The 23,695-nt window shown below is 41.5% G+C and carries 16 protein-coding genes and 1 pseudogene; 7 read left to right on the top strand and 10 right to left on the bottom strand.

Features of this window, described 5'->3' with window-relative positions; genetic code table 11:
* Positions 1 to 20: 20 nt before the first annotated feature.
* The 4 genes from PGX00_RS05500 (at position 21) to PGX00_RS05485 (ending at position 4,207) form a co-directional block, all read left to right on the top strand.
* On the top strand, positions 21 to 1,160 hold the full coding sequence (locus PGX00_RS05500) for a sugar diacid recognition domain-containing protein (protein WP_272133556.1): 1,140 nt from the start codon (positions 21 to 23) through the stop codon (positions 1,158 to 1,160).
* Between the two features lie 160 nt (positions 1,161 to 1,320).
* Complete coding sequence (locus PGX00_RS05495) at positions 1,321 to 2,454, top strand: glycerate kinase (RefSeq protein ID WP_272133554.1); 1,134 nt, start codon at positions 1,321 to 1,323, stop codon at positions 2,452 to 2,454.
* Positions 2,455 to 2,680: 226 nt separating this feature from the next.
* Positions 2,681 to 3,679, top strand: coding sequence for a substrate-binding domain-containing protein (locus tag PGX00_RS05490; RefSeq protein ID WP_272133552.1), 999 nt, complete (start codon positions 2,681 to 2,683; stop codon positions 3,677 to 3,679).
* Positions 3,680 to 3,721: 42 nt separating this feature from the next.
* Positions 3,722 to 4,207 (top strand): C-GCAxxG-C-C family protein, encoded by a 486-nt coding sequence (locus PGX00_RS05485; RefSeq protein ID WP_272133551.1) that lies wholly within the window; start codon positions 3,722 to 3,724, stop codon positions 4,205 to 4,207.
* On the opposite strand, the gene galM is transcribed toward PGX00_RS05485, so the two are convergent.
* From galM to PGX00_RS05460, 5 genes are all read right to left on the bottom strand, one after another.
* A complete protein-coding gene (gene galM / locus PGX00_RS05480) occupies positions 4,193 to 5,254 on the bottom strand; it encodes a galactose-1-epimerase (RefSeq protein WP_407702375.1) in 1,062 nt (353 codons plus the stop codon). The genes PGX00_RS05485 and galM overlap by 15 nt on opposite strands.
* Before the next feature lie 27 nt (positions 5,255 to 5,281).
* Positions 5,282 to 6,433: a galactokinase gene (galK, locus tag PGX00_RS05475; RefSeq protein WP_272133549.1), complete on the bottom strand. Its 1,152-nt coding sequence runs from the start codon at positions 6,431 to 6,433 to the stop codon at positions 5,282 to 5,284.
* 83 nt (positions 6,434 to 6,516) lie between these two features.
* Positions 6,517 to 7,572, bottom strand: coding sequence for a UDP-glucose--hexose-1-phosphate uridylyltransferase (locus PGX00_RS05470; RefSeq protein ID WP_272133548.1), 1,056 nt, complete (start codon positions 7,570 to 7,572; stop codon positions 6,517 to 6,519).
* A gap of 61 nt (positions 7,573 to 7,633) precedes the next feature.
* Entirely contained in the window at positions 7,634 to 8,644 is a 1,011-nt protein-coding gene (gene galE, locus PGX00_RS05465) for a UDP-glucose 4-epimerase GalE (RefSeq protein ID WP_272133547.1), read from the bottom strand.
* A gap of 449 nt (positions 8,645 to 9,093) precedes the next feature.
* Positions 9,094 to 11,196: an alpha-galactosidase gene (locus PGX00_RS05460; protein ID WP_272133546.1), complete on the bottom strand. Its 2,103-nt coding sequence runs from the start codon at positions 11,194 to 11,196 to the stop codon at positions 9,094 to 9,096.
* 267 nt (positions 11,197 to 11,463) lie between these two features.
* Between PGX00_RS05460 and PGX00_RS05455 the strand changes: the two genes are divergently transcribed.
* Positions 11,464 to 12,525 carry a LacI family DNA-binding transcriptional regulator gene (locus tag PGX00_RS05455; protein WP_272133545.1) on the top strand — a complete coding sequence of 354 codons (1,062 nt, stop codon included), beginning with the start codon at positions 11,464 to 11,466 and terminating at the stop codon, positions 12,523 to 12,525.
* Positions 12,526 to 12,598: 73 nt separating this feature from the next.
* On the opposite strand, the gene PGX00_RS05450 is transcribed toward PGX00_RS05455, so the two are convergent.
* Genes PGX00_RS05450 through PGX00_RS05440 form a run of 3 tightly spaced genes read right to left on the bottom strand, consistent with a single transcriptional unit; the run spans position 12,599 to position 16,123 of the window.
* Complete coding sequence (locus PGX00_RS05450) at positions 12,599 to 13,855, bottom strand: ABC transporter substrate-binding protein (RefSeq protein ID WP_272137944.1); 1,257 nt, start codon at positions 13,853 to 13,855, stop codon at positions 12,599 to 12,601.
* Between the two features lie 32 nt (positions 13,856 to 13,887).
* Positions 13,888 to 15,408 carry an ATP-binding protein gene (locus PGX00_RS05445; protein ID WP_272133544.1) on the bottom strand — a complete coding sequence of 507 codons (1,521 nt, stop codon included), beginning with the start codon at positions 15,406 to 15,408 and terminating at the stop codon, positions 13,888 to 13,890.
* On the bottom strand, positions 15,398 to 16,123 hold the full coding sequence (locus PGX00_RS05440; protein ID WP_272133542.1) for a response regulator: 726 nt from the start codon (positions 16,121 to 16,123) through the stop codon (positions 15,398 to 15,400). Before PGX00_RS05440 ends, PGX00_RS05445 begins: the two co-directional genes overlap by 11 nt.
* Positions 16,124 to 16,557: 434 nt before the next feature.
* Between PGX00_RS05440 and ptsG the strand changes: the two genes are divergently transcribed.
* On the top strand, positions 16,558 to 17,946 hold the full coding sequence (ptsG, locus tag PGX00_RS05435) for a PTS glucose transporter subunit IIBC (protein WP_272133540.1): 1,389 nt from the start codon (positions 16,558 to 16,560) through the stop codon (positions 17,944 to 17,946).
* A gap of 244 nt (positions 17,947 to 18,190) precedes the next feature.
* On the top strand, positions 18,191 to 18,313 hold the full coding sequence (locus tag PGX00_RS05430) for a hypothetical protein (RefSeq protein WP_272133538.1): 123 nt from the start codon (positions 18,191 to 18,193) through the stop codon (positions 18,311 to 18,313).
* Positions 18,314 to 18,405: 92 nt separating this feature from the next.
* On the opposite strand, the pseudogene PGX00_RS05425 reads toward PGX00_RS05430, so the two are convergent.
* Positions 18,406 to 21,535, bottom strand: a pseudogene (locus PGX00_RS05425) (beta-galactosidase).
* A gap of 12 nt (positions 21,536 to 21,547) precedes the next feature.
* Positions 21,548 to 23,659 (bottom strand): alpha-galactosidase, encoded by a 2,112-nt coding sequence (locus PGX00_RS05420; protein WP_407702335.1) that lies wholly within the window; start codon positions 23,657 to 23,659, stop codon positions 21,548 to 21,550.
* Between the last annotated feature and the right edge of the window lie 36 nt (positions 23,660 to 23,695).

Below are 23,695 nucleotides of genomic sequence, written 5' to 3'. Positions count from 1 at the left end.
ACTGTAAACGGCTCATTGTCATGTTTCTCGACCACCAGTTAGCACAACAAATCGTAGATAGAACCATGAACATCATTGGTAACAATATCAATGTAATGAATCACGCAGGTACGATCATTGCCAGTGGAGATACCAAACGACTTGGCGAGTTACACGATGGTGCTCTACTCGCAATTAAGCACGGAGATACCGTAGAAGTTAACCAGTCAAGTGCTCCGGCATTAAAAGGGGTTAAGCCCGGCATTAATCTGTTGTTAAAAGAGGAGGGTCAAGTCGTTGGAGTAATTGGTATTACTGGCGATCCAAACACTATTCGTAATTACGCCGCCTTAGTAAAGATGACGGCTGAGATGATTCTTGAACAAGCAAGGCTAGTCGAACAACTACAGTGGGACAGACGGCATAAAGAAGAGTTTATTACCGCGTGGATTAGCGGCAAGCTTTCTAATATAGAGCTTCAAAACATCTCATCTAGGCTAGATATCGATATATCAAAACCAAGAGTGGCTGCCGTTATTAGCTTCAATCAATCAAAGACATCGGTTACCCAGAATACTATTCGTCAAGTTGTTGAATTACTAGAATATCCAGAACGAGATAACCTAGTCGCGGTATTGTCGCTTACGGATGTTGTGGTTTTAAAACCTTATGTAGAAGGCGATACGCAGGGGTTTGATCATAAAGAGAACCAGCGAATTGATCAGCTAAATGATAGATTAGAGAAAAATGGCATCTACAATGTGAAAATTGCTTTAGGAAAGTATTTCTCTGGTGCCGACAATCTTCCATTATCTTTCCAAAGTGCGCTGCAAGTAATGTCTTACGGGCAACATCATCTAGCTAACAAAAATAAGTACCTATTTGATGATGTTCGGTTACCTGTATTGCTCTCACCATTAGCAAACATGTGGCAAGGGAAACAATTATGCGAGCCTTATTTACATTTGCTAAACAAAGACAAATCGGGCCAACTAACCAAAACCCTGCATTCATTATTTGAGCATCAAGGAAATTTGAAAGCCTGTGCAGAGTCACTCTACATCCATAGGAATACGCTCCGCTATCGATTAGACAAAATCGAGAAAATCACTCAAATTTCACCTCATCAATTTTCTGGGTTAGTCGAACTATACATTGCGAAGCAGATCTCTAAAAAATAGAAAATATGTTCGGATGAACAGTTTTTACGTTAAATATATTTATTTTTATGTTCAAAAGACCAATGAATTCTGTCTTTATAGTCCCGATAATAGTTATAGTTACTCATTTAAGTGATTGAGCTTAGCTTAATATTAAAATTCAATATTATTGGGAAGTCATATGAAAATTGTCATTGCACCAGACTCATTTAAAGAAAGCCTAACCGCGAAGGAAGTATGCCATGCAATCGAAAACGGCTTACGTCGTGTATGGCAAGAGGCGGAAATACTCCATGTTCCCGTTGCGGATGGTGGCGAAGGTACCGTGCAATCTTTGGTTGATGCGACTCAAGGTAAAATTATCGAACTCACCGCGACTGGTCCCTTAAAAAAACAAGTTGACGCTTTTTATGGCATTTTAGGCGATGGTAAAACCGCCGCTATTGAAATGGCAGCAGCCAGTGGTCTGCATCATGTAGACCACGCCCTACGCGATCCTAAGCTCACATCTAGTTACGGCACTGGTGAAGTGATACTTCATGCATTAGATAATGGCGCGACTAAACTGATAATTGGATTAGGTGGAAGTGCAACCAACGACGGTGGTACCGGTATGTTAGATGCGTTGGGTGTTAAGTTTTTTGATAAAGAGGGCCAGCGTATTGAACCAAATGGAGCTGGATTAAGTGAAATAGCAACTATAGACAATTCTGGCTTAGACTCTCGTTTTGTAAATTGTGAAGTATTGGTTGCTTGTGATGTAGATAACCCTCTTTGTGGTGAGCACGGAGCGACAGCAACATTTGGCCCACAAAAAGGGGCCACAGAACAAGATATAGAGTTCCTTGATGCTGGCATGCGAAATTTCGGTGAAAAAGTACAACAACAATTTGGTAAAGACATCATCAATGTGGCAGGCGCAGGTGCCGCCGGTGGTATGGGCGGTGCGTTACTAGGCTTTACCTCTGCTGAATTGAAACCAGGTATCGATATCGTTATTGAAACCGTTGAACTTGGTTCACAGGTTCTAGGCGCAGATTTAGTCATTACAGGTGAAGGCCGGATAGATTGGCAAACTGTGCACGGAAAAACACCAATGGGTGTTGCGCAAGAAGCCAAGAAAACCAACATTCCAGTGATCGCAATGGCTGGTTGTGTAGGAAAAGACTATCAAGCGGTGTACGACTATGGCATTGATGCAGTATTTGTTGCTATTCCTAGAGCCTTTGATTTAGCAACTGCATTTGCTGAAGCAGAGGCCAACCTTGCGAATCTCGCCGAAAACGTGGCTAGAACATGGAAAATCAGCAAATAACTTTTTGCTGAACCCTTTCACTTTAAAATACCGCCTTATTGGGCGGTATTTTATTAAATTATCTTCAATATCAAACATATAGATCCACCACATGTATAACGTTTACATGAAAACATCTAACTAAAAAACAACAACTTAATTACTACTTTTGTATTATGAGACACTCCGCATTGCGTTAGTTCCACTATCGTTGTTTAATTAAAAGTGGATGTAACTGAGGTGAAGTATGGCAACAATCAAAGATGTAGCGAGAGAAGCAGGTGTTTCAGTCGCAACGGTATCAAGGGTTATTAACAAATCCCCTAAAGCGAGCGCAGCCTCTGTAGACTGTGTAAAAGCAGCGATGAGCAAGTTAGGTTACCGACCAAATGCCAACGCAAGAGCGCTTGTCAATCAAACCACTAACACGGTTGGGGTTCTTGTTTCCGATGTATCAGATCCATTCTTTGGTACCGCTGTAAAAGCGATTGATAACGTAGCGCAGGATCATGGAAAACATATCCTTATATGTAACGGTTACCACGACCCAAAACTAGAACGAGATTCCATTGAACTTCTCATCAATAGCCGTTGCGAATCGTTAATCATCCATTCAAAAAGCCTAACCGACAAAGAGCTGATTGATTTTGCCAACGAAGTTCCCGGTATGGTGATCATTAACCGACACATTCCTGAACTAGCCGACAGATGCATCTCCTTAGACAACCGTAAAGGGTCCTATTTAGCCACCGAGTTTTTGATTCGTCACGGGCACACTAAAATTGCGTGTATCGCCTCTTCTCACGCCATCGAAGATGTCGAAGAACGAATCGAAGGTTTTTTGGCAGCAATGAAAGATAACAACCTAAAAGCACCAAAAAGCCACATTGAATATGGGGAACCCAACAGTGAAGGTGGTGAGTATGCGGCTACCAATCTTTTGGCTAAGTCTGTTCCTTTCACTGCCGTCGTAGCCTACAACGACTATATGGCAGCAGGTGCTATCTCTATATTTGAAGAAAACGGCATGAAAGTACCAAAAGAGATGTCTATTGTTGGCTTCGATGATGGGTTAATTGCACGTTATATTCATCCAAAACTAACCACCATACGTTATCCAATTCAACTTATGGCGGAAAAAGCGGCCCGACTTTCGCTCTCTCTCGCTAAAAAAGAGAATATAGAGCCTGAAGCAAATCGATTCTCTCCGACGATAGTACGCAGAGAATCGGTAGAAAAGCACTAATTAATCTGAACTCAGGATAATAAAACCCTGTGGTGGAGCCAAATGAAAAACAAACAAGCATCAGACTATTTCCACGGAGAAGACGGCTATAACTGTGCACAAGCTGTCTTAAAAGCTTTTCAACCTGAGTCTGGAATGCCAGAATTAGTTATTCGCTCTGCGACTGTAGCAGGTGGAGGCCGAGCTAAAGGAGGTACTTGTGGTGCACTTTACGCCGCTCAAATAGTGCTTGGCGAAGGTCAACACTCGGCTCAAGTAGCCAATGAGTTTTTGACTGCTTTTGGCTCGACGCTGTGCAGCGATATCAAACAGTCGGAAGGCGGATGTCGACATTTTGTTGGTAAAACAGCAGAATTTACCGAAAGGCATTTAGATAATATTAACACGCAGAACGATGACTACGTAAAAGCACGAGAAATTCGTGAAATAGACATGCTTAGCCAAGAAAAAAATAACCTCTTCCCTTTATACTTAGCAATAAAAAAGGTCACTTCTAAAGTGACCTTTTGCTATTTAAAACTCAAATAGATGCCGCGTTTGATAACTGTATTCTTCCCCAGGACGCAGAATCGAACTTTCTTGTGTCCATTCAGGATGATTGGGAGAATCAGGTAAAAACTGTGTTTCCAAAGCAACACCAGCGTACGATTTATACTCTTTACCTTTTCTGCCTTTTTCTCCAGCCAGCCAGTTTCCGGTATAAAGCTGAATAGCGGGCTTATTGGTATACACACTCATTTTAACTTTTTTGTCCGCCGTGGTGACCATTGCGGCACACCCACCTTCACGACATTCTGAGTTTAAAAAGAAGGAATGATCGTACCCTTGAGCAGGTTGCTGTTGCTCGTCGGCTAGTAAATCTTGTCCTATCGTCTTCGCTACGCGAAAATCAAATCCAGTCCCCATTACAGGTGCTAATGAACCTAGTGGTATGCCCGTATCGTTGGTTGGTAAATAAGAATCAGCATTAATTTGCAAAGAGTATGTTTTACAATCTTTGCCAGAGGACTCACCTTGTAGATTAAAATAAGCATGGTTAGTTAGGTTGATAGGTGTCGCTTTATCTGTTGATGCTTTATAGCTAATAACAACTTGATTATCTTCGCTCAGCTGATAGGTAACAAAGACATCAAGGTTACCTGGAAAGCCTTGGTCTCCATCAGGAGAAACTAAGTTAAATTGGACAAAATTGGTTCCCTGAGAAGCAATTTTCCAACGTCTTGCATTGAACCCTTCAGGGCCTCCATGCAGTGTATTACCAGCCTGATTGGTTAAAAGTTGATACTTTTTATCATCAATCTCAAATTGACCTGAAGCAATTCGATTGGCAAATCTACCTGCCGTTACTCCCATATATGAAGACATATTTTTAAAGTCTTCCATATTTGACGTCCCTAGCAATACCTCTCTACCCTTTTTACCAACGGGTAGAACACAACTAAGCCAAGTTGCACCAATATCCATTAGGGTAATAGACATTCCAGATTTGTTTTTAAGCTCAATTAACGACGCAGGCTGCCCATCAAAGGCAGCCTCTTTCGTCATAGTTTCAATTAGTGTGTCAGCCATGACAATTCATTACCTTTTTTCGTAGTAATGCTACTAAGCTAGTCCTGCTCCATCTTTTGCTTGGCACACATAGATAGACTCTTTAAGACCAGTTGCAGCTTCATATTTTTCTTCTATGGTTTCTTTTACGCTATCAACAAGTACAGGTGGTACAAGAGCAACAATACAACCGCCAAAGCCACCGCCAGTCATACGCACGCCACCTTGGTCACCGATAACTTCTTTTATCATATCTACCAGAGTATCTATCTCTTTAACAGTAATTTCGAAGTCGTCTCGCATAGAAGCGTGAGATTGGGCCATAAGTTCTCCCATTCGCTTCATATCACCGTTTCTTAATGCCTCAGCCGCTTCCACGGTGCGGTCATTCTCTGTGATCACATGTCTTGCACGATCAGCAACGACTGGGTCTAATTCTGATTCACGTGCTTTAAATTGGTCTATAGTGACGTCTCTTAACGCCTTCACACCAAATATACGTGCAGCCTCTTCACACTGCTCACGACGAGTGTTGTATTCACTATCAACTAAACCACGTTTTTTGTTAGAGTTAATGATAACGACAGACATATCCGTAGGCATTGAAACCGCCTTTGTTTCAAGTGATCGGCAATCGATCAATAAGGCGTGATGTTCTTTACCTTCAGCAGAAATAAGCTGATCCATAATTCCACAATTACACCCTACAAACTCATTTTCTGCTTGTTGACCATTTAATGCTATCTCAGCTTGGCTAATATCTAACGCATATAACTCTTTAAATGTTTGACCAATAACCACCTCTAGTGCAGCAGAAGAGCTCAAACCAGCACCTTGAGGAACGTTGCCACTAACAGATATATCAGCGCCTTTAAACTCATGGCCGCGCTCCATAAGGCATTTCACAACACCGCGTATGTAGTTTGCCCACATACGATTTTCTTGAAAGGCAATCTCTTTAGTTAAGTCAAATTCGTCGACTTCATTATCGTAATCAACGGAAATTACACGAACAATGTTGTCATCTCGTTTTGCTGCTGCAACAACCGTTTGATAATTAATAGCACAAGGAAGCACAAAACCGTCATTGTAATCCGTATGTTCACCAATAAGGTTAACTCGACCCGGAGCCTGAATAAGATGTGTAGCTTCATAACCTAGCACACTGCTAAATGAAGCCTTCACGCTGTTAGATAATGTAGTCATAGTCAATTTCTCTTTTAATTTTAGTTTGATTCTCAACTCGTCAATTTCGGGGAAAGTTGAGAACCATCATTCTTAATGGATAATTACTTCTGCTCTTTAAAATGAACATCGCTTAAATCACGAAGTTTTTTAGCAGCTTGCTCTGCGGTGAGATCACGCTGAGACTCAGCCAACATTTCGTAACCAACCATAAACTTGCGTATTGATGCACTACGCAGCAGTGGTGGATAGAACAGCGCATGAAGTTGCCAATGGTCGATATCCGTTCCCTCTTCAAAGAAAGGCGCATAATGCCACCCCATAGAGTAAGGGAATGAGCATTCAAACAAGTTGTCGTATCGACTTGTAAGCTTCTTAATCGCGACGGCTAGATCATCACGTTGTTCGTCCGTTAACTCACTCATACGACGAATATGCGTTTTAGGAAGTAGCATCGTTTCAAAAGGCCATGCCGCCCAATAAGGAACAACAGCTATCCAATGTTCTGTTTCAACAACAGTGCGCTCGCCGTCTTTCATTTCGGCTTCAACATAATCGACAAGAAGATTCGTACCCTGCTTTTCGTAATACTCTTTTAGGTTCTTCTCTTTACGTTCTATTTCATTTGGCAAAAAGCTATTGGCCCAAATTTGTCCATGTGGATGAGGTTGAGAACACCCCATCGTTTCACCCTTGTTTTCAAATGCTTGAACCCAAAGGTATTCTTTTCCTAATTCTTCAATCTGTTCGTTCCAAGTATCAATCACACCACGAATTTTATTCACTGGTAGTTCGGGTAGTGTTTTACTGTGATCTGGTGAAAAGCAAATAACCCTACTAAGACCGCGTACACCTTGAGTTTTAAACAAAGGATTATTAGATTCAGGAGCATCTGGAGAATCCGTCATTAATGCCGCAAAATCATTACCAAAAACGAACGTGCCTTCATAATCTGGGTTTTTATCACCAGAAATACGTGTGTTACCAGCACAAAGAAAACAGCTCTCTTCATAGTTAGGAAGTTCAGCCGTATCAGGCTTTTCATCTTGACCACTCCAAGGACGTTTTGCTCTATGCGGTGACACTAAAATCCATTGACCAGTTAAGGGGTTATAACGACGGTGAGGATGATCTACTGGGTTAAATTTTATTTCAGACATATAGGTTCTCGATAATATTTTGAAAACTAGATGCTCAATGAGCATCTAGTCATAGATTTAATTAATACCCTTGTGGGTTTTTAGATTGCCAATTCCAAGTATCAGCCGTCATTTCCACGACAGTTCGGGTAGCCTTCCAACCAAGGTCCTTTTCTGCCTTTTCGGTGCTAGCCCAACATTCTGCTATATCACCTGGACGACGTGGACAGATTTCATAAGGTACTGGCTTCTCACATGCTTGAGCGAACGCCTCTACCATTTCCAATACGCTAGAACCTTTACCTGTACCTAAGTTGTAAATATGAAGACCTGATTTTTTGCCTACTGAATTGAGTGCGGCAATGTGCCCATCAGCCAAGTCCATTACGTGAATGTAATCACGTACACCCGTACCATCTGGGGTTGGGTAGTCGTCGCCAAATACCGCTAGTTTTTCACGGCGACCAACGGCTACTTGAGCAATAAATGGCATCAAGTTATTTGGAATGCCTTGAGGGTCTTCTCCCATGGTTCCTGACGGGTGAGCCCCTACAGGGTTAAAATAACGGAGTAGTGTGATACTCCAATCTGGTTGGGCGTCAAAGAAATCGGTCAACACACCCTCAACCATATATTTACTGCGGCCATATGGGTTTGTTGTCGCACCTACTGGAGAGTCTTCTGTTATCGGAACGATTTCTGGATCACCATAAACAGTGGCAGAAGAACTAAATACTATGCTCTTTACACCTGCCGTGCGCATTGCTCTAGCTAAGACTAGGGAACCGTTTACATTGTTGTCGTAATATTCAAGAGGTTTTGCAACCGACTCACCGACAGCTTTTAAGCCGGCAAAGTGAATAACTGAATCAATCTGATGTTCAGAAAATACTTTATTCAAAAACGCTTCATCGCGGATGTCACCCTCATAGAATTCCGGACGAACATTCGTAAGCGCTTCTATTCGATCAAGTACGGCTGTTTTACTATTGCAAAGGTTATCAAGAATTATGGGCTCAATGCCTGCTTCCAACATTTGTACACATGTATGACTTCCTATGTATCCCATTCCACCAGTAACTAAAACTTTCACATTAGCCTCACTTTTCGCTATGTAGCGCAGAAATTAAAAATCTATAAGCACAGCCTATTAAGGAGAGCACTCTTATAGAAGATATATGAAGTGTAGAGGCTATCAGCCTCTGTTGCTGTGATCAAACTCAAATAGTGTAAACGTTTCCACAAAAAGTTTCATCACTACTATTTTTCTATTTTGTTAAAAATTTTAGATGGTTAGCGGCTGTATATCGAAAACTGATAAAGTGTAAACATCAGCCACAAGTCCTTTTCATGACTTGTGTTTTTGAAAACATAAAAAAACCCAAGCATAAACTTGGGTTTAAAGTGATGAAATCACTAACAGATTTCCTTAACGGCTTCCCCCTCAGGCATGAGCGCAAACGTTAAGTTCCTCTCAACTAGAGCGAACTCTAGAACAGACTATGTAGAGAAAGGACTCTACTTACCTACACTACGAAACATTCATATCTTTTTAAGGTGGACCATCAAAGCTGATTCAGGGTCAAGAATAGGAAGTGTCAAACCTATTTCTTTAAGATTATCGCCACTTAATGTTAACGTTTTATCTAGCCATTGTGGACGCTGCTTCATCAATTGGAAGCTTGTTTCAGGCATCTCAACTAATTTAACTTCATACGTTGCATCCACATCTATACAACTAATCCGCAGTGGCGTCGGTAACGCATATTCAGGCATCGCTAACTGACATACAGTAATAACCAACTCTTCATGACCTTTAACACCGTAAATGTGTTGGCGCTTGTCAGAGGCATTCAATCTAAAACTACGACCAGTATGCAATAGTTGACGAAACTCTTTATGCAATGCGATATATTTTGCAAACGCTAATTTCTCTTCTTCTGGTACTTTCACAGGATCAAGCTCAACTCCCATGTGACCAGAAAGTGCTGTCATGCCACGCATATTGATATGATGACAGCGGCGAGTCGTATGAGCTTCATCCGGCCCAATATGAGCTCCCATCACTTCCGGTGGAAAGAAATAGCTCATTCCACGCTGAATGGTCTGACGCTCAAGTGCGTCATTACAATCCGATGCCCAGAACCTATGGGTTCGTTTCAGAATTTCGAAATCAATACGGCCGCCACCAGACGAGCATGATTCAATCTCTACTTCTGGATGTGCCTCTAATAAACGATCTAGCAATCTATACAGTGCTTGAGTTTGACCATGTACCGCAGGACGACCTTCATGGCCCGGCTGTACTAGTTCACGGTTCATATCCCACTTTAAATACGCGATGTTATATTGAGATAACAATGAATCTAGACGTTCAAATAAGTACGCAAAACAATCCGGATTTTGTAGGTCAAGCACATACTGCCAGCGGCCCGATGGTTGATGATAACCTTTTAGTTCAAGCACCCAATCTGGATGGTTACGGTAAAGTATCGATTCTTTACTTATCATCTCAGGCTCAACCCAAAGGCCAAACTCCATCCCTTGATCATTCACGTGTTGAATAACGGGTTCTAAGCCTTCTGGGTACTTTTTCTCGTCTAAATACCAATCACCTAGCGCTGTTCGTTCTCCATCTCTTCCTATAAACCAGCCGTCATCAATGATGAAACGCTCCACCCCCATTCTCGAGGCTTCAGATGCCATCTCTTTGATATATTCAGGCTTATGGTCAAAATAAATACCTTCCCACGTATTCAGATGAACTGGACGAGGCTTGTTTACAGGGAATTTTAAAATATTAGTACGGACAAAGCGGTGAAAGCGATCCGATATGCCATTTAATCCTGAATTGCTATAACAGCCATAAAGCCAGGGCGTTGTATAGGACTCTTCTGCTGCTAATATTGACTCACCAGAAAATAGTAGTTCGCCTGCTTGTACAAAGCGTCGACCATCACTTTTAACGTCCGCCCGCAATTGATGATTACCACTCCAACCTAAGTGAAAGCCCCACACTTGACCCGATTGCTCGCTAAAATGATCATCACCAAGCATTAACCCAGGGAAGTTTTCATGAGAAGTGCGTCCACGACGGTTTTCTTGCATAAAACCACCATGACTAAATTCTTGCCTATGAGTTTGAAACTCTCGGCTCCAACGGCCATGAAAGCTCATCAACTTGGTGGCATGACGAGGCACCGGCAATGTTGATGATAATTTACTTAACGAGTATTCATCATGACCTATATTTGTGACTGTAATTCGTTTTTGTACCACGTCGGATTCAAAATCTAACTTAACGTCGATGACTAACTTGAGCTGAGCTATTGCGTCAGATAATGTAAATGTCGCGCTGTTTTCGCTAACATTCCTCTCAACGGTTTCAAATACCGGAGCCCAATCATTGCCATTACGATGCCCTTCTAGCCCTGGAGCATTAAAGTGACCACTTCCTAATTCTGGACATAGGCTTAAAGGCACATCTACATCTAATCGTGCTTGTGATATTGGCCTTTCTGTAGATAAAAGCATATCGGGATCTATTTGACGAATCTTAGGCCCCCAGTGCAAAATTTCTGGTACTCGACCCACTTTAATGATCAAACTGCAGTTTTTACTAATTAAATGTACTATGTTTTTCATAACGACTCACGTGTTTTCGTAAACATTTTGATGCATAATGAACAATTACACACAATTTGCTATAGTTTTATTATCCGTTAGTGATCCAGATCTAATTAAACATTCTATTTATGAGCGCTACCCCTCCCAATATAATGTTTCCGTAAACAGATATACCAATCCACACATGACATGCTTCAGTTATTACTTTCCAACAAGAGTATTGGCCTACCGAACAACTGAGATGCTAGTATCCTGTCAGATGCAAACATAAGGAAATAACGAACCATGAGTGTCACTTTTAAAGATGTTGCTGAATTAGCAGGTGTTTCGACTCAAACCGTATCTCGTGTCACTAATGATTCAAGTAATGTCGCGGAAGGTACGAGAAAAAAGGTAATGGAAGCGATAGAAAAACTTGGTTATGTGCCGAATAAAGGAGCCCAATTACTTAGTCGAGCTAAATCAAACGTTATCGGCCTAGTGACTTTAGATATAGGGCTTCATGGCGTATCTTTGATCGCTAATGGCATTAGAAGGCAGGCTGACAAAGAGGGTTTTGGTACTTCTTTTTCTGTCGTTATCGACCCAACCTTTGAAAATATTCTCAATAGCGTTAGAGACCTTAAATCTCAAAAGACTGAAACTATTATAATAAATGTACCAATGGATAAGCCTTCAGCAGAAGCTCTCGTCCAACAACACGGTGATATTCATTTTGTCTTTATTGATGTACCAGCATCAACCAAAGTAAACACTGTTTGTAGTGCACATTACACAGGTGGATGCCTTGCTGCGCAGTTAATGTTAGAAGACAAAAGAGAAAATCTACTTCTAATTACAGGGCCCAATGATTCTAGTGCTTCGCTGCAGCGTGTTGAAGGTTGGAAAGATACTCTTGCTGGCAGTACAGCCACAATACAAGCTATTTACGAAGGTAACTGGCAAGCGAGCAGTGCCTATTTGCATACACGTCAAGCGATAGCAGAAGGCATTGAGTTTGATTCAATTCTTGTTGCTAGTGATCAGATGTCATTGGGTGTGTTACGTGCGTTAGACGAGTTTTCTATTTCGGTCCCCAAACAAGTCTCTGTTATTGGTTATGATGACATTGCCGATTGCGCTTACTTCTCACCACCGCTGACGACAATAATGCAAGATTTTCAAACCATAGGCCAAATAGCGGTAGAGCTAGCCCTTGACGACTCAATGGACAATCGAAACAGTAAAAAACAGACTGTAAATACAGAATTAAAAGTAAGAAAGAGTACCGCGATAAAAGAAAAGTCGTCCTACGACAAAATAGCTATTCAAAAATTATTAGCAGACATCGACAAATTATTACCGTAATAGATCCTATCTTTCGTTGGTCAAATGATAGACGTCACCAAAAAAACGTACAGTTCTTTGGTGACGTCTGTGTTTACAATGCCGCTTTGACGGCTTTTGCTAGCCTCTCTGGCGCTTTGTTAGGGTCAGCGGCTTCATCGGTAAAGAACTCACTAATTACATCAATCATTGCGTCGCGGATATAACTGGTTGTTGACATATCAGCAGAAAGACTTGGCAAGAGATTCTTGCTCCCTTCCGCCATGGTAAAAGCTGTTTTTGATTGAAATGCGCAGTCATCAAACCTCGCCATAGAAACATCTGTTCTGGCCGGCAGTGAACCTTTGCTGTAGTTAAAGGCTTCTTGAAACGATTTTGACATTATCGTTTTAGCCAATTCTTTTTGCCCTTGCCCTCTAGAAGGATCATGGGATTTAAAGAATACAAAACTATCTACATTGTAACTAAACATACCATCTGTACCTGGTGCAGGAACACACACATAGTCTTCACCAGAGACTTTACCCGCAACAGTCAGCTCCCCTTTAACCCAATCTCCCATGATCTGCATTGCGGCTTCACCATTCATTACCATCTGCGTGGCAACATTCCAATCCCTACCTAGTGCATCGCCGTCAATATATCCCCGAACTTTCTTAAACGCGCTGAATACTTGCACCATTTTCTCACCCGACAAGACATCTAAATCCAACGCAACAAACGCCTTGTAATAATCATCTGCGCCTAACATCGCGAGCGCTATCGACTCGAATACAGTGGCGTCCTGCCAGGGCTGACGACCGTGGGCCAGCGGTATATATCCTGCAGCTTTGATGGCATCAGCCGCAATAAAAAATTCGTCCCATGTACGAGGAATTGAAACACCAACTTTTTCCATTACTTTCGGATTTACCCAAAGCCAATTGACTCGGTGGATATTAACCGGAGCGGCAACATAACGCCCTTCATACTTCATTGTATCGGAAATTGTCTTAGGCAATAGAGAGTCCCAATTTCCTTCTATTGCTATATCATCTAAGCTGGTAAGAAACCCAAGCTTTGTCCATTCTTGAATATCAAACCCTTTTATCTGAGCTGAAGTGGGAGGATTGCCCGATACTGCACGCGCTTTTAATACCATCATCGCACTCTGACCACCGCCACCAGCAACAGAAAAATCTTTCCAAATATGTCCTCTGCTTTCGATACCCTGTTGTAAAAGCTCAGCTGAACGCGCTTCACCACCAGACGTCCACCAGTGCAATACCTCTATTTCTGTTGCAAAGGCTGAGCTTATAGTGAACATAGCCCCCATAAGCGACAAAAATGAGACTACTCTATTGATGACGATTCTACCCATGTTAAATAACTTTGAACATTTTCTCATTTTAATGCTGCTCTTTGTAGGTCGACCTGCACCTGTAATCCGCCTTCCTCTCGGTTACACATGACCAGTTGGCCTCCAAGTGAATTGATTATGCTTCTCGATATACCAAGACCTAAGCCATGTCCTTCGCTATCTTTTGCTAAACGAAAATAAGGTTTAAACACATCTTCCATCCTTGATTCCGGAATACCTGGTCCTTGGTCAATAATGGTAATTCGAAGCAGTTTTTGATGCTCAGTAACTGTAACCGTTACTTTATCTCCATACTTAACACCATTGCCAACAAGATTGGACAAACATCGCTTAAGAGCCAAAGGTTTACACACTAATGGCTCAATTTCTGGCGATATTAAGGTAACGCGCTGTTGGTGAGCATTAAACTGCTCAGCAATACTTTGCAGCATATCGATGACATCAACTTGAACTAAGTTTTCGTGAATATCGGTGTCTTTTACCGTTTGCAGTGCACCTTTTACCATTAACTCTAATTCGTCCAAATCACGATTGAATTTTAAGCCTCTCTGATCATCTTCAATTAATTCAGAACGAATTCTTAATCGCGTAATAGGGGTTTTAAGATCGTGTGAAATTGCACTAAATAAGCGCTCTCTATCGTCTATATGCTTCTTTAAGCTTTCCTGCATCCTATTAAACGCACGGGTGGCCGTAACGAGTTCACTTGCCCCTTCCTCTATCAGCGGGGGTTGATTAATATCGGTACTTAACGCATTAGCCGCCTTTGCGAGGTTCTTTAACGGTTTAACTTGTCTTCTCACCATTGTATAAGTGAACGTCATTAGTAATGCAGTAATAAAGAAGATAAAAAACATCTGTTGGTTAGAAATGACTTCATCTTCAAGCAATGCATAAGGCGCAGGAAGTAACGCGGCAATATAAAGCCATTCATTTTCAGCTAGCTTAATCTGCACCACCAAAATAGGTGGGTTCAAGGGTTCAAGTATTAACGTATAGTGAGCCCAAGATTTAGGTAGATCACTAAGCAAGGTATCATTGGTTAATACATGTAAATTTTCCGGCCTGGAGAACTCTACTTTGATGTCATTGACGTCGCTAAGTTTTTCCAACTTCTGTGCCAGTACCTCTTTCACTACATCAATGGTGATGTTTTTCATTTCCCCACTGCGTGGCGAATCGATAACAATTTCTTCTTCATTAAATGACACGAAAAACCGAGTCCCACCGATGTTTCTAAGTTGATTTAATACCATGTGTCGATATTGCAATGGAAGAGACTGAAAAAAGTTGGCAGTCGATGCAAAGTTGTTAGCCATACTTGTCGCCGTCGATGTTAACCCTTCTATTTCTCTATCTTTCGATTGGGTGTACCAAATGGTAGTGGCAATTAATTGAGCTAGAATGACGGATAAAAGAGTAAGCCACAAAGTCCGAGAAACCAGTGACCTTGGCACCAATGCAGCACAACCCCCTAAGACACGGTTATAAGCAAAATAGAATTTATTCCTATTCAGCTCGTTAGTAGACGAATCAATCTTCATATATCACATCAGCCGAAAGTATATATCCGTCACCACGCATGGTTTTGATTAACTTTGGTTTTTTACCACTATCACCAAGTTGTTGGCGAAGACGAGATAATTGCACATCTAAACCACGCTCGGTTGGTAAGGCGTTTCGTCCTTTAATAACCTGAGAAATGCTGTCTCTGTCTAAAATTTGGTTCGGATTCTCAAGAAATAAATTCAATAACGTAAAATCTTTGCCCGATAATTCAAACTCTTCATTGTTTTCGAGGTTGGTTAAAGTATGCGACTGAACATGAAGTTTCCATTGAGCGAATTGAATGAATTTTGGTTTAGGTTTTTCATTAATCGCATCCATCGTTTGAGTGCGACGTAACATCGCTTTTATCCTAGCCGTCAATTGTCTCGGGCTAAATGGCTTTGCTACATAATCATCGGCTCCAATTTCTAATCCGACGATTTGATCAGTTTCGTCTGAAACCGCTGTCAGCATAATAATTGGCACATTAGAAGATTTTCGAACGTACTGACACAAGGTAAAACCATCGTCTCCCGGCATCATTACATCTAACAGTATAAGGTCTGGCTCAGCTTCAAGTAGGCGTCGTTTCATCTCCTCCCCTTCAGAAGCTAATATAACGCTGTATCCAGCCCTTGTTAAATATTCATCAAGAAGGTCACGAATTTCTTCATCATCGTCGACAACAAGTATTCGTTTGTTTGCATACATACTTCTAATCCTTCTATTATTATTGTTTGCTGTTGAGCTGTGACAAGATACTGCCCTGCAATTACAATATATCGCACCGTCATCGTAATAAACTTTTATAGATATGACTAAACACTATCTACAAAAACGTTCCATTTCTTGTTTGTAACTTGAATTTAGCACATTTTTACCTTGTCATTACGAAGGCTTTGCACTCTGTTACGTTTTGTTACGTTGAGCGTGACTGCTCCCTCGTTAAGCGTTAATACGACCAGTTAATATACTCCCCGTAAACAGAAAACTTATTTTTAACTCAGATGTAATTAATTAAATTAAATTTATGCGGCTAATACTCGCTTCCTTTTATTAATACATTTGAATAAATAACTATATTAATTTCAAACAGATTAATCTCGAAGTTAATATTCTAATATAATAATTGAACGGGGGTTCTAATGAACTTTTTCAGTACTATGCAAAAAATGGGTCGCAGCCTTATGCTTCCTGTTGCCTGTATGCCAGCAGCGGGTATTTTACTCGGAATTGGTGGTAACTCAGAAGTAGCAAAATTTTTACCTGAAATCGTAGCACAAATCATGACCGAGGCCGGTCTGGGTGTGTTTGCAAACATGGCGCTTTTATTCGCTATTGGTGTTGCTCTTGGCTTTACTAAAAATGATGGCGTTGCCGCACTTGCAGCCGCTTTAGGTTACTTAACAATGACACGCGTTTTAGGCGTTGTTGCTGAAGGCACTGACACTGGTGTGTTTGGTGGTGTTATTATGGGTCTGGTAGCCGCTGAGCTATTTAACCGTTACCATACAATCAAGTTACCAACTTACCTTGGTTTCTTCGGTGGTAAACGCTTTGTACCTATCGTAACCTCTCTTGCTGCGTGTATTGTTGCTGCTATTCTTGCTATTGTTTGGCAACCAATCGGAGCTGGCATTGCCATTTTCTCTGAGTGGGCTGCTTACCAATCTCCTGAAGTTGCATTCGGCATCTACGGTATCGTTGAACGTTCTCTTATTCCTTTCGGCCTGCACCACATCTGGAATGCACCTTTCTTCTACGAAGTTGGTGAATTCACTACAGCGGCTGGTGAAGTTGTTCGCGGTGAGATTCCACGTTATTTAGCTGGTGACCCAACTGCGGGCAACTTAGCTGGTGGTTACATGTTTAAAATGTTTGGTCTACCTGCTGCATGTTTCGCTATGTATGTAACGGCTAAAAGCGACAAACAAAAAATGGTTGCTTCAATCCTTGGCTCTGCTGCATTGACTTCATTCCTAACGGGTATTACTGAACCAATCGAATTTGCTTTCCTATTCGTTGCTCCATTGCTATATATTGTTCACGCACTACTAGCTGGCTCTGCATTTGTTGTGATGATTCTACTTGGCATTAAACACGGTACAACGTTTAGCCACGGTCTATTCGACTTCACATTATTGTTTGGTCAATCAACAAACGGCTGGATGTTACCAATTGTTGGACTTGTATACGCGGCTATCTACTTCGTTGTATTCGTTGCCCTAATCAAAGCATTGAACCTGCAAACTCCAGGTCGTGAAGATGAAAGCGAATCAAAAGTTCAAGCGAACACTAACACTGATGAGCTAGCAACAAACATCATGGCGGCATTCGGTGGCAAATCGAACATCAAAGACTTAGAAGCTTGTATCACTCGTCTACGTGTAACGGTTAACAATGCAGATCAAGTTGACACTGATAAACTAAAAGCGCTAGGTGCTGCAGGTGTATTCACTCGTGGTGATAACTTCCAAGCGGTATTTGGTACGCACTCTGAAATCATTAAAGGTCAAATGGAAGCACTAATCTAACCTTTAGTCCTTTCTCCTTTAAATTAGAATCCCGGGCAATAGCTCGGGATTTTTTTGTGTTCTCAAATGAGTAATTTCTTCCCATATAAAAGAGTCTCCATTTATATCAGCACCATCACACCCTGAGTATTAAACCGTTACTTTTCTTGATGGGGATAATATTCTTCGGTTACTACCCAAACCTTTGCTATTCACGTGAAAGCAAAAATCTAAACCTCCGTCATGTCATGAGACGGACATCTGGATGCGATTAGATTTCCACTTTCGTGGAGATGACGCTATTTTCGAGCAGATAGGGCTATTTCCCCAAGGAAGTAAGTCGTTTATGGAAGTAGGTGGTTTTGTGGTGATAGGTGTTTTTTCATAAGGGAAAGAGTAACGCATTATTTATAACTGGCGTCGTTGGTAGCTCTGAAAAAAACGCTCCACTAGGGAGCGTTTTATAACGATACTTAACAATTAAGAAAAGGTTAATTGATATCGAAATTTTTTATCTTCAATCAAAAACTCTTTGTGAACACTCGGACTCCAAGAATCATCACCACCAACGCCCATATGTTTGTGGTCGATACGAAGATACACCGCGTTATCGCCTTCTAACTCATTTGGGTGCTTGGCTTCGGCAAGTTTATGTTGATCGTATTGATTTACCGCAAAGTTAAATTCACCAGTAACTTTTATTGCCCCTAATTCAACGCGACTTGTGTTACAACGCAAACCACTTTCAGACGGGAAGATATAACGGGTAAACATCTGATCAAGGGTAGCTTTGTAATAACCTGTCCGTGCTGCAGATAGACGATCCGGATAGTTTTCAAACGGACCTAAACCATACCATGTTACATCATTTTCAATAACCGTCGGGTTCAGCGCAATCTCTATACCAATACGTGGTAACGGTGGTAAATGCTCACTCACCTCTACTTCTATATCCAATGTCAGTTCATTGGCGGAATTTAAAATATAAGTCCACTTGGTTACTGCCATTAGCTGCTCTTGATATTGGTAAGCAAATCGGCTTGTTATTTGAACTTTAGTACTTAACTGTTCCATTTCAGTAGAAAGGCAGGTTTTATCCCAATCGCCTAATCCAACTTCTCCCCAAAGTGTCACTGGCGCATTAGGATCAACAAAATCGGCTTCACTTGTACCGATATCATTATCTAACGGTGCTCGATAGAAGTTGTCTTTCATCGCGTTGACAAGCAATGAACGTCCTTCTTTGGTCCAACTTTCTAGTTCACCAGTCAGTTTGTTCCAGACGTACTCGCTTTCTGCCACTTTAACAGCCCAATGATTAGGCTGATCAGTAGTCGATAATTCAGTTGAGTTACTAGAGCGTCCATCAATACTCAAACTATTTTTGTTCGCCACTTTGAACTGTTCCGTTGCAACAATATGCCCAGCTTCTGCCCAAGGACAATCAGAACTTAACTTCGCATCTATATTTAGTAAATAGTCACAACCTGGCTTCAATTTATAGTCACATTTAATCAACCACTCTAAGTCAGAGTCTGCACCAATGTGTAACTCCGAAGAGTCTAATGACACTGGCATACCATCTTCCAATAGCGTCCACATAAACGCGTCATCTTCACTGGAACGGAATAACAGCTCGTTGGTTATCTTCAATTGCCAAGTTATAGACTGCTCTTGTTCCTTACTGTCTAGTATTTCTATTTGATAAGGTTGTTGACAGTACTTCACTTCGAAAAGTGTAGGATGCGGTGTCCTGTCTGGAAAGATAAGGCCATTGATACAGAACTGACGGTCATTGTTGGTATCTTCAAAATCACCACCATAACCCCAATATTCTGTACCATTTTTATCTTTCTTGGTGATGCCTTGATCAACCCAATCCCAGATAAAGCCACCTTGTAAACGTGGATATTGACGAAATGCTTCCCAATACTTATTGAAGCTACCAATACTGTTACCCATGGCATGTGCATACTCACACAAGATTAATGGGCGATTTTCACCGGGTAGGCTTATCCACTTCTTAATTGCCCACTTAGGTACGGCAGGAAATGGCTGATCTTGATCTACTCGTGAATACATAGGGCAAATAATATCGGTAGCCGTGGTATCTGCACCGCCACCTTCATATTGTACCGGACGAGATGGATCTCTATTTTTAGCCCAAGCATACATCGCGTTGTGGTTACTTCCGTGCCCCGACTCATTACCAAGTGACCAGATAATAATGCTAGGGTGGTTTTTATCTCGCTCAATAAGCTTAGTAAAGCGCATCATGTATGCGGCGGCCCATTGTGGATCCGCAGATAAGCGTTCCATTGGGAACATTCCGTGCGTCTCAATATTAGCTTCGTCGACTAAATACAGTCCGTACTCATCACACAATTCATACCAACGAGGATGATTTGGATAATGCGCTGTACGTACGGCATTAAAGTTAGATTGCTTAAGCAGTTTGATATCTGCCAACATGCTCTCTTCGCTAATAGCGTGACCGTTATCTTGTTCGTGTTCGTGACGGTTCACACCTTTAACAAGCAGTGCCTTACCATTCACCAACAGCTGACCATCTTTAATTTCGATGTTTCTAAAGCCGATGTCATAGGCCTCTACATCAACAACATCACCACTCTTATTTAACAAGGTAACGACAAATCGATACAAATTAGGGGTTTCTGCCGTCCAATGCTTAGGCTCTTTTACATCAGCAGATAAGAAAACCTTGTTATCCCACCCCTTTTTCGTCAACGATTTTATTTTGAACCTTACCAATTACCTTTTGTGATACAGGGGTAACACCATCAAATACTTGGATTTGAACCTGGCTTTCAATCGGGTTTGCTAACGTAATTTCAGCTTCGATTAAACCATCTCTAAAGCATGCATCAAGCTTGGGCGTAACGAAGACATCTGCAATATGGGCTTTGGGCTTAGATAGAAGTGTCACGTCACGAAAAATTCCGCTTAGCCACCACATATCCTGATCTTCTAAATAACTACCGTCACTCCAACGAATCACCATTATTGATAAGGTGTTAGTACCAACGTTGAGATATTCCGAAAGGTCAAACTCTGCAGGTAAACGGCTATCTTGAGAATAACCAACCCAAACGCCATTGCACCACAGATGGAAAGCAGAATTCACACCATCAAAAATGATACGATTTTGCGATTCCAAGTCCGCTAGGCTTACCTCGAATTCAGTACGGTAACACCCCGTTGGGTTATCTTGAGGAACAAACGGGGGGTTGACCTTAAATGGGTATTTAACATTTAAGTAGATAGGATTATCTATTTTTCCGCCTTCAGAACCTTCTAGTGCGTTTAATTGCTCACCTTGTAACTGCCAATTACTCGGCACCTTGATTGAGTTCCATTTGGAATCGTCAAAATCGATATCTATAAAACTGGCAGGTACCATTTCTGGTTGAGCAAACAGCTTGAACTTCCAATTACCATTCAGACTCACTTTCGACTGATTTTGTTTAGATAACGCATCTTCAACACTAATAAAGTGATTAAGTGGACTATGAGCTTCAATCTGATTTGCCTGAAATGATTGAGGATTCTCCCAATCACGACGAGCAATTAGCGCTTCAAATGTAATCATTACTCTGTTCCTCTACACAGCTTTAATGCTGATTAGCATTGCTGTTTCTGGGTCTTGAATTGGCATCGTTAAGCCAACCTTATTCAATAATTCACCACTAAAAATTGACGAATTATCCATCCATGACGGATTCACCTTCATTAGTTTTCTGCTCGCAGCAGGAAAATCAACGACCTCAACTTGATACATTTTCTCTGCGTCCAGATACCCGAAGCGGATCGGTTCTGCACTGGCAAAATCAGGCATGGCCAGCTGACAGACGGTTAAGAGCATTTCATCTGGATTTTTAACCCCATAAACATTTCGAGTTGTATCATTTGAATCCAAATAGAAAACTTCACCCGAATGCAACAATGACCGAAAACGTTTATGCAATTCAATATAATGTGCAAAGCGAGACTTCTCTTCGTCACTCTCTTTAACGGGATCTAATTCAACGCCCATATGACCACCTAGAGCGGTGATACCACGCAGGTTAATATCATGACGGCGACGTGTAGTATGACTTTCATAAGGCCCAATATGAGCACCCATTACTTCTGGTGGGAAAAAGTAACTCATCCCTTTTTGTATCGTCTGCCTTTCAAGCGCATCATTACAATCCGATGTCCAGAATCGATGTGTTCGCTTAAGCACCTCAAAATCAATTCTACCGCCACCAGAAGAACAAGATTCAATCTCAACTTTCGGGTGTTTTTTGCTTAGTTCGTCAATTAAACGGTAATAGGCTAGGGTTTGTCCTCTTACAGCCGGAGCCCCTTCATGTCCCGGCTGAACTAATTCTCGGTTCATATCCCATTTAAAGTAGCCAATGTTGTAATCAGTCAACAGGGCATCTAAGCAATTAAATAAATAAGTGAAGCAATCGCTATTTTGTAGATCAAGTAGATATTGATATCGACCACTCGGTTGGTCGTAGCCATCAATACCTAGCATCCACTCAGGGTGTTTTCGAAATAAGTTCGAATCAGGATTCACCATCTCTGGTTCTACCCATAAACCAAATTCCATATCGAGTTGATTAACATGCTCGATAACAGGTTCTAAACCGTCAGGGTATTTTTTCTTGTCTAAAAACCAATCTCCAAGCGCGGCACGTTCGCCATCACGTCCTATAAACCAACCGTCATCAATTATAAAGCGCTCGACACCTATTTTTGCAGCTTCTGTAGCCATCTGTTTTATGTAATCAGGATCGTGCTCAAAGTAGATTCCTTCCCATGTATTGAGATGAACCGGTCTTAACGCTTTATTCGGGAAATTCAAGATTTCACTACGCACTAAACGATGAAACTGGGTACGAATACCGTTTAACCCTTTATCGCTGTAACACGCATAAAGTTCTGGAGTGCTATAACTCTCACCATTTTTAAGTGATGTTTCTCCGGCTAAAAGCAGTTCGCCCATTTGAGCAAAGCGTCGACCATCACTCTTCGTTTCACAACGAACATGGTTGTTACCACTCCACGCTAAGTGAAACCCCCAAACCTCGCCAGTTTGCTCGGAGAAGCCTGAACTACCAACCATCATGCCGGGGAAATATTCATGGGAGGTTCGCCCACGGCGATTGTCTTGGCTAAAGGCCCCATGTTCTAAAGAAACACGCTGAGTTTGAAACTCTCGGCTCCAGCGACCATGAAAACTCATCACTTCATTGGCTCGATGTGGCAGAGGCAACGTATTAACAAGGCGGCTCAAGTGATAGGGTTCTACTGCCAAGTTTTTTACTGACAGTGATTTGCGTAACACACCTGATGTATCGAGATATAAAGCAATTTTGAGCTCTAACTTGGCAATATCATCAATACAGGTAAAGCTTGCGCTAGTATCGTCAAATTCAACCTCTGTTGTTTCGAATACTGGAGCCCAATCGAGATTTCTACCATCAGCACTAATTCTAAATCCTTCTATCCCTGCTGTACTAAACAGCCCTCGACCATTTTCAGGACAAAGTGTTACTGGAATATCAATATCAAGACGTGCTTGAGATACTGCTCTCTCTGTTATTAGAGCAACAGTCTCATCAAAATGGTTAAGTTTTTCACCCCAATAAAGAATTTGAGGAGCGGATTTAGAAAGGATTACAACGCTAGTGTTAGCGCTAAATAGATGAATAGTGTCCATATTCAATCGCCTGAGAGTTATATCAATTGGAATAAG

It is taken from the genome of Vibrio algarum (assembly GCF_028204155.1).
In the GTDB taxonomy this organism is placed as follows: domain Bacteria; phylum Pseudomonadota; class Gammaproteobacteria; order Enterobacterales; family Vibrionaceae; genus Vibrio; species Vibrio algarum.
This window is presented reverse-complemented; position numbering and strand designations above follow the sequence as displayed.

Excerpts from the sequence above, each read along its gene's own strand:
- PGX00_RS05500 (WP_272133556.1), top strand. The coding sequence starts at position 21 with ATGTTTCTCGACCACCAGTTAGCACAACAAATCGTAGATAGAACCATG.
- PGX00_RS05495 (WP_272133554.1), top strand. The coding sequence starts at position 1,321 with ATGAAAATTGTCATTGCACCAGACTCATTTAAAGAAAGCCTAACCGCG.
- PGX00_RS05490 (WP_272133552.1), top strand. The coding sequence starts at position 2,681 with ATGGCAACAATCAAAGATGTAGCGAGAGAAGCAGGTGTTTCAGTCGCA.
- PGX00_RS05485 (WP_272133551.1), top strand. The coding sequence starts at position 3,722 with ATGAAAAACAAACAAGCATCAGACTATTTCCACGGAGAAGACGGCTAT.
- galK (WP_272133549.1), bottom strand. The coding sequence starts at position 6,433 with ATGACTACATTATCTAACAGCGTGAAGGCTTCATTTAGCAGTGTGCTA.
- PGX00_RS05470 (WP_272133548.1), bottom strand. The coding sequence starts at position 7,572 with ATGTCTGAAATAAAATTTAACCCAGTAGATCATCCTCACCGTCGTTAT.
- PGX00_RS05460 (WP_272133546.1), bottom strand. The coding sequence starts at position 11,196 with ATGAAAAACATAGTACATTTAATTAGTAAAAACTGCAGTTTGATCATT.
- PGX00_RS05455 (WP_272133545.1), top strand. The coding sequence starts at position 11,464 with ATGAGTGTCACTTTTAAAGATGTTGCTGAATTAGCAGGTGTTTCGACT.
- PGX00_RS05445 (WP_272133544.1), bottom strand. The coding sequence starts at position 15,408 with ATGAAGATTGATTCGTCTACTAACGAGCTGAATAGGAATAAATTCTAT.
- PGX00_RS05440 (WP_272133542.1), bottom strand. The coding sequence starts at position 16,123 with ATGTATGCAAACAAACGAATACTTGTTGTCGACGATGATGAAGAAATT.
- ptsG (WP_272133540.1), top strand. The coding sequence starts at position 16,558 with ATGAACTTTTTCAGTACTATGCAAAAAATGGGTCGCAGCCTTATGCTT.
- PGX00_RS05430 (WP_272133538.1), top strand. The coding sequence starts at position 18,191 with ATGCGATTAGATTTCCACTTTCGTGGAGATGACGCTATTTTCGAGCAG.
- PGX00_RS05420 (WP_407702335.1), bottom strand. The coding sequence starts at position 23,659 with ATGGACACTATTCATCTATTTAGCGCTAACACTAGCGTTGTAATCCTT.